Origin of the sequence: Ancylobacter aquaticus, from assembly GCF_004339465.1 — a bacterium.
GTDB classification, from domain to species: Bacteria; Pseudomonadota; Alphaproteobacteria; order Rhizobiales; family Xanthobacteraceae; genus Ancylobacter; species Ancylobacter aquaticus.
In genome coordinates, this window is the sequence record NZ_SMFY01000001.1 from 693,000 (window position 1) to 704,690 (window position 11,691).

10 protein-coding genes are annotated in these 11,691 nt (G+C 69.4%); 8 read left to right on the plus strand and 2 right to left on the minus strand.

Annotated elements, in window-relative coordinates; genetic code table 11:
• Positions 1 to 9 precede the first annotated feature (9 nt).
• Both EV667_RS03220 and pdeM read left to right on the plus strand, forming a co-directional pair.
• Positions 10 to 2,526 carry a ligase-associated DNA damage response DEXH box helicase gene (locus EV667_RS03220; protein ID WP_207907708.1) on the plus strand — a complete coding sequence of 839 codons (2,517 nt, stop codon included), beginning with the start codon at positions 10 to 12 and terminating at the stop codon, positions 2,524 to 2,526.
• Positions 2,504 to 3,226: a ligase-associated DNA damage response endonuclease PdeM gene (pdeM, locus tag EV667_RS03225; RefSeq protein ID WP_207907665.1), complete on the plus strand. Its 723-nt coding sequence runs from the start codon at positions 2,504 to 2,506 to the stop codon at positions 3,224 to 3,226. The genes EV667_RS03220 and pdeM overlap by 23 nt, the downstream gene beginning before the upstream one ends.
• A gap of 77 nt (positions 3,227 to 3,303) precedes the next feature.
• On the opposite strand, the gene EV667_RS03230 is transcribed toward pdeM, so the two are convergent.
• Positions 3,304 to 5,613 (minus strand): hypothetical protein, encoded by a 2,310-nt coding sequence (locus EV667_RS03230; protein ID WP_245515949.1) that lies wholly within the window; start codon positions 5,611 to 5,613, stop codon positions 3,304 to 3,306.
• Positions 5,614 to 6,044: 431 nt separating this feature from the next.
• On the opposite strand from EV667_RS03230, the gene EV667_RS03235 reads away from it, so the two are divergent.
• The 3 genes from EV667_RS03235 (at position 6,045) to EV667_RS03245 (ending at position 7,856) form a co-directional block, all read left to right on the plus strand.
• Positions 6,045 to 6,476: a MerR family transcriptional regulator gene (locus EV667_RS03235; protein WP_131833877.1), complete on the plus strand. Its 432-nt coding sequence runs from the start codon at positions 6,045 to 6,047 to the stop codon at positions 6,474 to 6,476.
• 152 nt (positions 6,477 to 6,628) lie between these two features.
• On the plus strand, positions 6,629 to 7,243 hold the full coding sequence (locus EV667_RS03240) for a 2-hydroxychromene-2-carboxylate isomerase (protein ID WP_131833878.1): 615 nt from the start codon (positions 6,629 to 6,631) through the stop codon (positions 7,241 to 7,243).
• Between the two features lie 28 nt (positions 7,244 to 7,271).
• Positions 7,272 to 7,856 carry a hypothetical protein gene (locus tag EV667_RS03245; RefSeq protein WP_131833879.1) on the plus strand — a complete coding sequence of 195 codons (585 nt, stop codon included), beginning with the start codon at positions 7,272 to 7,274 and terminating at the stop codon, positions 7,854 to 7,856.
• Between the two features lie 46 nt (positions 7,857 to 7,902).
• On the opposite strand, the gene EV667_RS03250 is transcribed toward EV667_RS03245, so the two are convergent.
• Positions 7,903 to 8,895 (minus strand): alpha/beta hydrolase, encoded by a 993-nt coding sequence (locus EV667_RS03250; RefSeq protein WP_131833880.1) that lies wholly within the window; start codon positions 8,893 to 8,895, stop codon positions 7,903 to 7,905.
• A gap of 119 nt (positions 8,896 to 9,014) precedes the next feature.
• On the opposite strand from EV667_RS03250, the gene EV667_RS03255 reads away from it, so the two are divergent.
• The 3 genes from EV667_RS03255 (at position 9,015) to EV667_RS03265 (ending at position 11,688) form a co-directional block, all read left to right on the plus strand.
• Positions 9,015 to 9,479 carry a secondary thiamine-phosphate synthase enzyme YjbQ gene (locus tag EV667_RS03255; RefSeq protein WP_131833881.1) on the plus strand — a complete coding sequence of 155 codons (465 nt, stop codon included), beginning with the start codon at positions 9,015 to 9,017 and terminating at the stop codon, positions 9,477 to 9,479.
• Positions 9,480 to 9,617: 138 nt separating this feature from the next.
• Positions 9,618 to 10,295 (plus strand): response regulator, encoded by a 678-nt coding sequence (locus EV667_RS03260; protein WP_131833882.1) that lies wholly within the window; start codon positions 9,618 to 9,620, stop codon positions 10,293 to 10,295.
• Between the two features lie 205 nt (positions 10,296 to 10,500).
• The gene (locus tag EV667_RS03265; protein ID WP_245515950.1) at positions 10,501 to 11,688 is read left to right on the plus strand and encodes an HWE histidine kinase domain-containing protein; all 1,188 of its coding nucleotides are present in this window, start codon (positions 10,501 to 10,503) and stop codon (positions 11,686 to 11,688) included.
• Positions 11,689 to 11,691: the final 3 nt, after the last annotated feature.

Genomic DNA, 11,691 nt, shown 5'->3' on the forward strand with positions numbered 1-11,691 from the left:
GCCGTGATCATTGATGCCGCGCCCGACGACCTTCTGCCCGAGCCGTTCCGACGCTGGTTTGCCGGCAGGGGCTGGGCGCCGCGCGCGCATCAGATGGAATTGCTGGCCCGGGCGCGCGAAGGCCGGTCCACGCTCCTCATCGCCCCCACCGGCGCGGGCAAGACGCTGGCCGGCTTCCTGCCAAGCCTGGTGGAACTGGCCGGGCGGCCCGCCCCGCGCAACAGCGCCCGCCCGCCCGGGCTGCACACGCTCTACATCTCGCCGCTGAAGGCGCTCGCCGTCGATGTCGCCCGCAATCTGGAGCGGCCCGCGCAGGAAATGGGCTTGGCTGTCCGCATCGAGACCCGCACCGGCGACACGCCCGCCTCGCGCCGGCAGCGCCAGCGGCGCGACCCGCCGGACATCTTGCTGACCACGCCCGAGCAGATCGCGCTGCTGCTGGCCTCCGGCGACGCCGAGCCGCTCTTCGCCGACCTCAAGCGCATCGTGCTGGATGAATTGCACGCGCTGGCCGGCTCGAAGCGCGGCGATCTCCTCAGCCTCGGCCTCGCCCGGCTGCGACGCCTCGCGCCCGGCGTGCAGACGGTCGGCCTCTCCGCCACCGTGGCCGACCCCGACACGCTGCGCCGCTGGCTGGTGCCGCAGCGCGGGCAAGGGGAGATCGGGGAGCTTGTGGTGGCCGATCCCGGCGCCGCCCCGGACCTGTCCATGCTCGACAGCGCCGCCCATGTGCCCTGGGCCGGGCACACGGCGCGCCATTCCCTCAAGGAAATCTACGGCCTGATCGAGCGGCACACGACCACGCTGGTGTTCGTCAATACCCGCATGCAGGCGGAGCTGCTGTTCCAGGAGCTGTGGCACATCAACGACGCCAACCTCCCCATCGGGCTGCACCACGGCTCGCTCGACGTCTCGCAGCGCCGGCGGGTGGAGGCGGCGATGGGCGAGGGGCGGCTGAAGGCGGTGGTGTGCACCTCCTCGCTCGATCTCGGCATCGACTGGGGCGCGGTGGACCTTGTGGTCAATGTCGGCGCGCCCAAGGGCTCCTCGCGCCTTATGCAGCGGATCGGCCGGGCCAATCACCGGCTGGACGAGCCCTCCCGCGCCGTGCTGGTGCCAGCCAACCGCTTCGAGGTGCTGGAATGCCGGGCCGCGCTGGAGGCGGTGCGGGCGGGGGCGCAGGATGGCGCGGTGATCCGCACCGGCGCGCTCGACGTGCTGGCACAGCACGTGCTCGGCATGGCCTGTGCCACGCCGTTCGACGCTGACGAGCTTTTTGCGGAAGTCGTTTCCGCCGAGCCCTATGCGGGCCTTGCCCGCGCGGATTTCGACGATTTGGTCCAGTTCGTCGCCACCGGCGGCTATGCGCTGCGCGCCTATGAGCGCTTCGCCCGCATCCGGCAGATGAAGGACGGGCGCTGGCGCGTTGCGAACCCGATGATGGCGCAGCAATACCGGCTCAATGTCGGCACCATCGTCGAATCCACCATGTTGAAAGTGCGCCTTGCCGGTGCCAAGGCGCGCTTTGGCGGGCGGGTGCTGGGCGAGGTGGAGGAATATTTCGTCGAGACGATGAGCCCGGGCGACACCTTCGTCTTCGCCGGCGAGGTGCTGGAATATCTCACCATTGCCGAGAACGAGGTCCGCGTCGCCCGCAGCCATGCCAAGGAGCCGCGCGTTCCCTCCTATGCCGGCGGCAAGTTTCCGCTTTCCACCTTCCTGGCCGCGCGGGTGCGGGCGCTGCTCTCCGAGCCGGAACGCTGGTCGAGCCTGCCCGGGCAGGTGCGCGACTGGCTGCAACTGCAGAAGCTGCGCTCGCGCCTGCCGGGACAGGAGGACCTGCTGGTCGAGACCTTTCCGCGCGGCGGGCGCTATCACCTCGTCGCCTACCCCTTTGAGGGCCGGCTCGCCCACCAGACGCTGGGCATGCTGCTGACCCGAAGGCTGGACCGCGCCGGGCTGCATCCGCTGGGTTTCATGGCCAACGACTATGCGCTGGTGATCTATGGCGTCTCCGACATGTCGCTGGCGATCGCGCAGGGGCGGCTCTCGCTCGACGCTCTGTTCGACGCCGACATGCTCGGCGACGATCTGGAGGAATGGCTGGCGGAATCCGCGCTGATGAAGCGCACCTTCCGGCAATGCGCCGTTATCGCCGGGCTGATCGAGCGGCGCTTCCCCGGCAAGGAGAAGAATTCCCGCCAGGTGACGATGTCCACCGACCTCGTCTATGACGTGCTGCGCCGGCATGAGCCGGGCCATGTGCTGCTGCGCGCGGCGCGGGCGGATGCGGCGACGGGGCTCTTGGACATTCGCCGGCTCTCGGACATGCTCACGCGGATACGGGGCCGAATCGACCATCTCGCCTTGCCGCGTGTCTCGCCGCTGGCGGTGCCCGTGATGCTGGAGATCGGCCGCGAAATGGTCGCGGGCGGGGCCTCCGACGCGCTGCTGGCCGAGGCCGAGGACGAACTGATCAGGGAGGCGATGCGTGCCGGCGACGATGACAGCGACCCTGGCCGATGAACGCACGGGCGAGAGCGAGATCGAGCTGGCCGGCGCGCGGCTGGTGCTCGATCCCGCTGGCGCGCTCTGGTGGCCGGCCGAGCGGGCGCTGATCGTCGCCGACCTGCATCTGGAAAAAGGCTCCTCTTTCGCCGCGCGCGGCGTGCCGCTGCCCCCCTACGACACCCGCGCCACCCTTTCGCTGCTGGCGCACCTCGTCGCGCGGTGGAACCCGCGTACGCTGATCGCGCTGGGCGATAGCTTCCATGATCGCGGTGGCGCCGCCCGGCTCGGCGAGGAGGAGCGCGTGAGCCTCGCGGCGCTGGCGCAGGGGCGCGACATGGTCTGGATCGCCGGCAATCACGATCCCGAGCCGATGCCGGGTATCGGCGGCCGGCATGCAGGCGAACTGACGCTCGGCCCGCTGACGCTGCGCCACGAGCCGGCGGAGGGCCGTGTACGGGAGAGCGGTGCGGGCGAAATCGCCGGGCATTTCCATCCGGTGGCGCGGGTGGTGGTGCGCGGGCGCAGCCTGCGCCGACGCTGCTTCGCCACCGATGGCCGGCGCCTCGTCATGCCGGCGCTCGGCGCCTATGCGGGGGGGCTGAACATTCGCCATGCCGCGCTGGCGGGCCTGTTCGGCGGCGCTTTCGACGCGCATCTGGTGGGGGCGGCGCGCACCTACCGCATCGCCCACCACGCCTGCCTGCCGGACCGCTGACCGGGTCGCGCTCTAAACTCTATGATAGAGAACGCGTTATCCGATCAACTTGCGTTGCAAGCTGACCGGCGCGTGCTCTAGCGCGAGAAGAACAGGCTGGACGGGGCGGCCGGGGCGCGCGGGGCGCCGTTGCCGATTGAGCCGGTGATGTCCTCGGGCCCCGGCACGGTGGCGGGGCCGGCGGCGCTCAGCTGCTCCTGCCGGAACTGCGCCAGCAGATGCCAGGAACCATAGGCGAGCGCCGATCCGCACAGGGCGATGACCAGCGTGGCGCGGATGCGCGCCAGCCAGCGGCCCGGCGGCGGCGCCGCGCGGGTGCCGATATGGCTGCGCAGCTCCACCGGCGCGCCCGGCGGGGGCCGATTAGCGGCGGGTCTTAGGGCAGAATTGGCAGCGGGGCTCGCGGCGCGGCGGGCCTGGGCGATGAAGGCGGCCCGGCTCGGGGCACTGTCGCCGGGTGCCGCGTCTGCTGCCGGGGGAGCGCCCTCGGCCTCGGAAACCGGGCGCGAGGGCGTATCGACCGGCGCGCGGCGGGGCGCTGCGGAGGTACGGCTGAGCGCTTCCAGCGCGGCGCGCATGAGCTGCGGCTCGAAGGCTTTCGGGATCGAGGCAGGCGCGGGCGTGAACGCGGGCTCGGTGATCGCGCTCGCCTTCACCTGGGGTGGCACGGCGGCGAGGCTGGCCAGTTCGGCTGCGACCGCCGCCTCGGCGGCGGCGGCGGAGAAAGATGCGCGCTCCGTCGGCTTCTCCGCGGCCAGCCGGCCCTCCAGCGCGGCGATTTCCCGCCGGATAAGGGCGGCGACGCCTTCCGGGTCGCTGCCGGAACCGGACGGCGGGCGAGGACGGGGGGCCGCCAGCAAGCTTGCCCGCGTCTCTTCCATCTGGATGAACAGGTCGTTGACCGCCCGTTCGATGCCGGCAAGCTGGCTGGAGAGCTGCCCCGGAATCTCCGTGCCGGTAATCGCGGTACCGCCAACGCCCGTACCGTCGAGCGCTTTGCCGACCCGCTGCGAGAGGTCCGCGATCTGTCGGCCGAGCGCCTCGAAACGGGCGCCGTCGTCGGCCCGCTCCAGCGGCCGCTCGATCCGCTCTATACGGTCGGACAGACCCTTGATCAGCGTCTCCATGCCGGCGGGCAACTCGCGGCGCGCGCTGGCGAGGTCGGTCTGGATGGCGTCGAGGCGCCCCAGCAGGTCGTCGAGCGGGAGTGGGGAGGGCGTGCCGATCCGCTCGGACAACGTCTCGATGCGCTGCTCCAACGAGCCGAACGCAGTGCGGACGGCCTCGTCCTCGCTGGCCGCCATCTCCGCCACGCGGCTGGCGAGAAGCGACACCTGCTCGGCTAGCAGCCGCACCGAATCCGACGACAGGGCGCGCGCCAGAAGCTCGCGGATCTCGCTGATCTGCGCCTGCAGGCGGGCCACCGTGGCGCCGTCGACCACCTTGGCGTTGACGATGTCGATCTTGCGTTCCAGGGCGCCGATGCGGCCGAGCAGCAGGTCCGGCGGTTCGGGCAGACGGAGCCCGCCGATCATCTCGCGCAGCGCCGCCAGCGTGGCGCGCAGCCCCTCGTCGCGCGTTTCGGAGCGCTCGACCCGTTCGACCAACTGCTGCACGACGCGCTGGAGTTCGTCGACCGAGCGGCGCGGCGCCAGGGTGCCCACCGCTTGCCGCAGGCCGGACAATTCGTTCTGGAGAGCGGTAAGCGCTTCCTGCGCCAGCGGCGCGGCGGGACGTGCCGGCACTTCAGGCAATGGTGCTTCAGGCGAGGGAGTTTCAGGCGCGATCGATTCGAGGGCCGACGCCGCGGGCGGAAGGGCTTCCGGCGAGTTCTCGACACGACGACGTCGGCCGTCACGGTCGAGCTCGCTCTGGCGGGCGGCGATCTCGGCCACCGCAGCCTCGATGGCAGCCGGGCTCGGGGCGGCCTCCGGCGTCACCGTGCGCCGACGGGTGAGTTGCAGGGCCTCCAGCCGCTGGTCGATCTCGCGCATGGCGGCGGCGAGCCGCTCATCGGCATAGGTCGAGCCGGTGGAGGAAGGCGCGCGGGGGCTTTCCGGCGCGGCGACACGGGCCGGGGCCACCATCGCGGAAACGTCTGCCGGGGGCGAAGAGGCGGGGTGCTCGGCCGGCGCGGCAAGGTCGGTCGCGGTGGCAAGGTCGGCCCGGCCGATCTGGCCGGCAAGTTCCTCGATGCGGCGCCGCAACTCGGCGAGGTTGTTCAACCCGTCAATGCCGGCCGGCGGCGTGCCGGCGGCGGTGGTGCCCATGAGCTGTCCGCGCAGCCATTGGTCGAGCGGAAGGCCAGCCCGCCGGGCCGCCTCGCTCATGGCGCGCCACGCCTCGGGAGCGATCTGTCCGGTCGTCGAAGGGGCCTCTTGCCTCACCTTGGTCTCCGTCGCTCCGGCACGAATGGCGGCATGAATCACCGCGGCGACCGCAGGAGGCTGCCGACTGCAACTGTTACGAATCTTGGTAAAGGGCGCGTTAACGCGTGCCAGAGTCGCTGGCGTCCGCCGAGGTGGCGGCAGGTGCCGCGAGCGCCGGTCTGGCGGGAATCAAGGTACCAGGCGAGGAGTTCCGCGGCCTCGTGGCACGGGCCGGACGCTTGATGAAACCGGCCGGGCGGCACTTAGCGGAGGGGGTGAGGTCGACTGACGAAATTGAAAAAATGCAACATAATCAATTAGATGACTTTTCATTTAACAGTAAGTTTCCCTAACGTCGGGTGTGACTTTCTCCCCTAGCGGCAACCTCTCTGCGACAGTGGGGCAACATCGCTGTCGCGTTACCCGCCGTTTTCCCCGGAGCTGCCCAGATGGATTTCACTTCCTACGAGGCCGAACGCACCCCCGACATCGCCCTTGCCGCCTCCGGCGAGAGCGCTTTTTTTACCATTGGCGATCTCGCCCGCGAATTCGGCGTGACGCTGCGCGCCCTGCGCTTCTATGAGGACAAGGGCCTGCTCGCCCCACGTCGCGAAGGCCTGACGCGCCTCTACAGCGCGGCCGAGCGCTCGCGCCTCGCGATCATCCTCAAGGGCAAGAAGCTCGGCTTCACCCTGGCGGAGATCAAGGCCATGGTGGCCTTGCGCGAAGGCAGCGCGGTGCCGGCCGGCGGGCTCGCCCTCACCGCCGAGAAATGCGGCGAGCAGCTCGCTTTGCTGGAGCAGCAGAAAGTCGAGATCGAGGACGCGATTGGCGAACTGCGCCAGATGGTCGCCGCGTTCTCGTCCCGCAGCGCCGCCTGAACGCTTCCCCTGCGATCGACGACACAGCGACGGCGCCCTCGTGGGCGCCGTTTGCTTTTGCGTGGGCATGCGCGAACGGTGCCCCACAGCGCGCGAAAATGCTTTAGCGTGGGCGGCAAGGTCCAGATCAACCCGTTCTGCCGAGTGCCCCCATGTCCCGTTCGATCGACTATTACTTCTCCGTCATCAGTCCCTGGGCCTTCATCGGGCATGAGATGTTTCTCGATTTGGCGCGCCGCAACGCAGTGCGGGTGAATTTTCGCCCGGTGCAGCTGGGCGATCTCTTCGCCGAGACCGGGGGACTGCCGCTCTCCAAGCGCCATCCGGCCCGGCAGCGTTATCGGCTGCTGGAGCTCAAGCGCTGGCGCGAGACGCGGGGCATCGAGCTCAACATCAAGCCGGCCCATTGGCCGTTCGACCCCAAGCCGGCCGACCGGCTGGTCATCGCCACGCAGATCGCCGGCCATGATGTGGGCCCGCTGGTCCAGCGGATGATGTCCGGTGTCTGGCAGCGCGAGGAAAACCTCGCCGACCCGGCGACGCTCGCCGCCGTGCTGGCGGAGCTTGGCCTGCCGGCCGAACTGCTCGACGCGGGCGCGCAGGACCGGACGGCGACGATCTATCAGGCCAATCACGACGCCGCCATCGAGGCCGATGTGTTCGGATCGCCCGCCTATGTGCTCGACGGCGAGGTGTTCTGGGGTCAGGATCGGATCGAACTGCTCGACGGTGCGTTGTCGAGCGGACGGGCGCCGTTCACGCCGTAGACGCGCCGGCGCCGCAGGAGGGTTCGCGATGGGTGAGTTCAGTATCTCGGCCAGGGCCGCGCTTGCGGGTGTCGCCGTGCTTGCCGGAAGCGTGCTCGCGCAAGCGCAAACGGCCGCCGGCAAGCCCGGGGCCGATCCGTCCGCCGCGGTCGAACGGGTGCGCTTCACCGTGCAGCCGGTGGAGGGCGGGCTGATGCGGCTCGACACGGAATCCGGCGCCATGTCGTTCTGCGCCCAGCGTTCCAGCAGTTGGGTCTGCGAGACGGTGCCCGATGACCGACGGGCGCTGGAGGCGGAGATCGGCCGGCTTCAGGCTCGACTCGAGGCGCTGGAGAAGAACCGCGCTTCCGGCGGCGGGGGCGTGCCCGACATCATGGCACCACCGCCGGCGACGTCCCCCGATGCCGCCCCACCCGATGCCTCGCCTCCCGCCGCGTCTTCGCCCGATGCAGACGGGGAACTGCCAGCGCAGGCGCGCCAGCGTTTCGACCAGGCGATCGACCTCGCCGAGCATGCCTTCCAGCGCTTTGTCGAGATGATCGAGCGCCTGCGCAAGGACCTGCCGACGGACGGGTCGGCGGCGACCCCGCCCCCCAAGGGCGAGCCCTTCTAGAGTATTTCCCGCGAAAGTTGACAGGCTTTCGCGACGAGAAAGTGCTCTAGCAGGTGCCGACAAAGGCGTGGATGCGGGCGAGCGCCTGATCGGCCAGCGAGCCGGGAAAACCGACAAAGACGTGGCAGCCGCCGGGATAGACGGCGAGCTCGGTGGCGTTGCCGGCGGAAAGCCAGCGCGGCGCCATGAACAGCGTGTCGTCGAGCAGCGCGTCGCGGGTGCCGATGGTGAACAGGGCCGGCGGCAGGTCCGTAAGATCGGCTTGGAGCGGTGAGACATCGGGAGACGCGACATCGCTGCCTCCGCGCAGATAATGGCCGACGAACACGTTGATGTCCCGCGTGTTGAGCACCAGCGGCTCGTCGCCCCAGCGCCGCGCGCTCGGTGTCAGCGCGAGATCATAGGCGCCGGCATTGAGATTGGCGGCGCGGAACGCGTTCAGCCCATGCCGGTCGCGCAGGCGCAGCAGCGTGGCGACCGCGAGGTTGGCGCCGGCCGATTCCCCGCCAATGGCGAAGCGGTTGGTGCCGAAGCGCGACGGTCCCTCGCGCAGCAACCAGAGCGCGGCGGCCTCGCAGTCATCGGGCGCGGCCGGGTAGGGGATTTCAGGCGCCAGCCGGTAGTCGACAGAGACCACGGCGAAGCCCGTGCGCTCGACGAAGCGATGGTTCAGCCCATCATTCTCCCGCGCCGAGCCCAGGCACCAACCGCCGCCATGAATGTGCAGGTAGACGCCCTTGGGCGGCGCCGGGGGCGTGAGGATACGCAGCGGGATTTGCCCGTGCGGCCCCTCGATCTCGACCACCTTGGCCAATGGGCTCTCGGGCGAGAGCGGGAACGGGCCCTTGCCTTCGAGGCGCAGCTTGCGCAGCATCGCCATCGGAAACACCCAGCGGTCGGGCACGGCGCCAAGCGCTTTGATGATGCTCGCATTCACCGCGCGCGTGTCGGGGGCGATGGCGGCCGGGTCGAACAGGGCGGGATCGACCGCCAGCGGGGCGGCGGCGCGCATCGGCACCGGGGAAGGCTTTGAACTCATAGGCAAGCGACACTCCGGAAAGGGCGTGGCGAAGGACCTGTCATCAGGGGCTGATCGGGTCTATCCAAGCCTAGCTGGCGCGCTACGTCCAGCGCGCAAGGGTGACAGGAGGCATGCCGATGGCGCGGATCCGGCAGGGCGACGTGCTTGAAAGCGCGGTGACGCGGCGGTTCACGAGCCTTCTCGCGGTGGACACTAACGGGCGCGGCTTTACTGAAATCACCGAGGCGGTGGCGGCGTTTCTGGCCGATATAGCGGCGAGCGAGGGCGAGGTGACGGTGTTCTGCCGGCACACCTCCGCCTCGCTCACCCTTCAGGAGAACGCCGATCCTGATGTGAAGACCGACCTTCTCACCGCATTTGAGCGGCTGGCGCCGGACCATGCGGGCTGGGTGCATGATCTTGAGGGGCCCGACGACATGCCCGCCCATATCAAGGCGGTGCTCACCGGCGTCCATCTCGCCGTGCCTGTCATTGGCGGGCGCATGGCGCTCGGCACCTGGCAGGGGCTCTATCTCGTCGAGCACCGGGTGCGGCCGCACCGGCGCGAATTGGTTGTGGCGTTTGTCGGCGAGGCCCACTAAAGGTCGAGCATTGACCTGCGATCGGGCCGCTGCGGGCCTGCCGGCCTCGCGGCTTGCGGTGGCGGTCCGTCCGCACCATGATCGCGGCGCCGGCCTGCGCCGAGAGCGGGTCTGTGCAGGTGGAAGGGGCCGCTGCGCGTGGATACGACGACGAGTTTCCGGCTGGTGATCGCCGACGATCACCCGCTGTTCCGGGGCGCGCTGCGTGAGGCGGTGTCCCGCCAGTTTCCGGCGGCGGAGCTGTTCGAGGCCGGTGGCTTCGAGGACCTTCAGGCGCTGCTGGAGCGCGAGAGCGATCTCGATCTCATCCTGCTCGACCTCACCATGCCCGGCGTGCGCGGCTTTTCCGGGCTGATGTACTTACGCGCGCAATATCCCGGCATTCCGGTGGTGGTGGTTTCCGCCAACGAGGAATCCAGCGTCATCCGCAACTGCATGGAATTCGGCGCCTCGGGCTTCATCCCCAAGACCAGCGCGGTGGAAACCATGCGCGAGGCCATCGCCGCCGTGCTGGAGGGCCGCACCTGGACCCCGCCGGATGTCGACCTCGCCGGCGGCTCCGACAAGGAGACGCAGGCCCTCGTCTCCCGCCTCGCCACGCTGACCCCGCAGCAGGTGCGGGTGCTGATGATGCTGTCCGAAGGGCTGCTGAACAAGCAGATCGCCTATGAGCTCGGCGTCTCCGAGGCGACGGTGAAGGCGCATGTCTCCGCCATATTGCAGAAGCTCGGGGTGGAGAGCCGTACGCAGGCGGTGATCGCCGCCTCCAAGATCGAGGGCGGCACCTGGGCGCAGGGTTCGCAGCCGGCGGGGTGAGGGCACGCGCGGCGCCAACGTCGCGGCAATCCCCAGCACGTGCCGGCTCGCGACCTTCACGCCAGCGCCGACGCCGAAACGAACGGACCCTATTCTTGCCTTGCCCCGGCCCTATATAGCGCATGTGGCGGTGAGCGCCGCGACGCATTCCACGAATGCCCCAGTTGGTGGGGTTTCCGCGTCGTCTTAGAGACTGAGAGACATCTTGCGCCAAGACATACTGCGCGAAGACATGCCGCGCCACGGCACCGGGCTTCCCCCCATCGCCGGCTGGACCGAGGCGGAGCGCTTCGCCGCCCTCGAAAGCTATCAAATCCTGGATACCCCGCGCGAGCAGGATTTCGACGATCTGGCGCAGATCGCCTCTCAGGTCTGCGGGACGCCGATCGCGGTGGTGAACCTGGTTGGCACGACGCGGCAATGGTTCAAGGCCGAGGTTGGTCTCGGCGTCCGGGAGACGCCACTGGAAACCTCCTTCTGCGGTCAGGCGATCCTGGCAGCGGACATGCTGATCATTCCGGATGCGACAAAGGATTCGCGGTTCGACTGCAATCCGCTGGTTACGGGCGCGCCCGGCCTGCGGTTTTATGCCGGCGCCTTGCTGACGACGCCGAGTGGCCTGCCGATCGGGACGATGTGCGTTCTCGACTTCCGGCCCCGCCAGCTTGACGAGCATCAGATCCGCACCCTGAAGCTGCTCGCCCGCCAGGCCATGACGCAGCTCGAACTGCGCAAGTCGCTGGCTGAGAAGGAAGCCGCCATCCGCGAGCAGGAGGCGACTGCCGAACAGCAGCGTCTTCTGACATTCGAGCTGAAGCATCGCATGAAGAACATGCTGGCGATGGTGCAGGCCATTGCCAACCAGACGATCCGATCCGGCGTGACGGTGGAGGACGCCCGCTCGACCTTCGCCGCCCGGCTTGGGGCTCTGAGCAACGCACAGGATATCCTGACTCAAATGACATGGACCCGTGCCTCGGTCCGCGATGTCGTGCAGAGCGCCCTGTCGCCCCATGGCGTGAACGGCGGCCGCTTCCTGATCGAGGGCCCCGACATCGGCCTGTCGTCGCGGTGCAGCCTCGGCCTGTCGCTGGCGCTGCACGAACTCGCGACCAACGCAGCCAAATACGGTGCGCTGTCGAATGAGCTGGGCGTCGTCGAGATCACCTGGTCGATCGACCGATCGGGGTCTTCGCCCGAATTCCATTTTCAGTGGGCGGAGCGATCCGGCCCGCCGGTGTCGCCGCCGACCCGACAGGGATTTGGCTCGCGCATCATCGAGCGCTTTCTGGGCGACTATTTTCGCGGCACCGCGACACTGAGCTACGCCCCCACCGGCGTCGTCCTCTCGCTGCGCGCCCCGCTTTCCGCGCTCAGCGACGCGGAGGGCTGAACG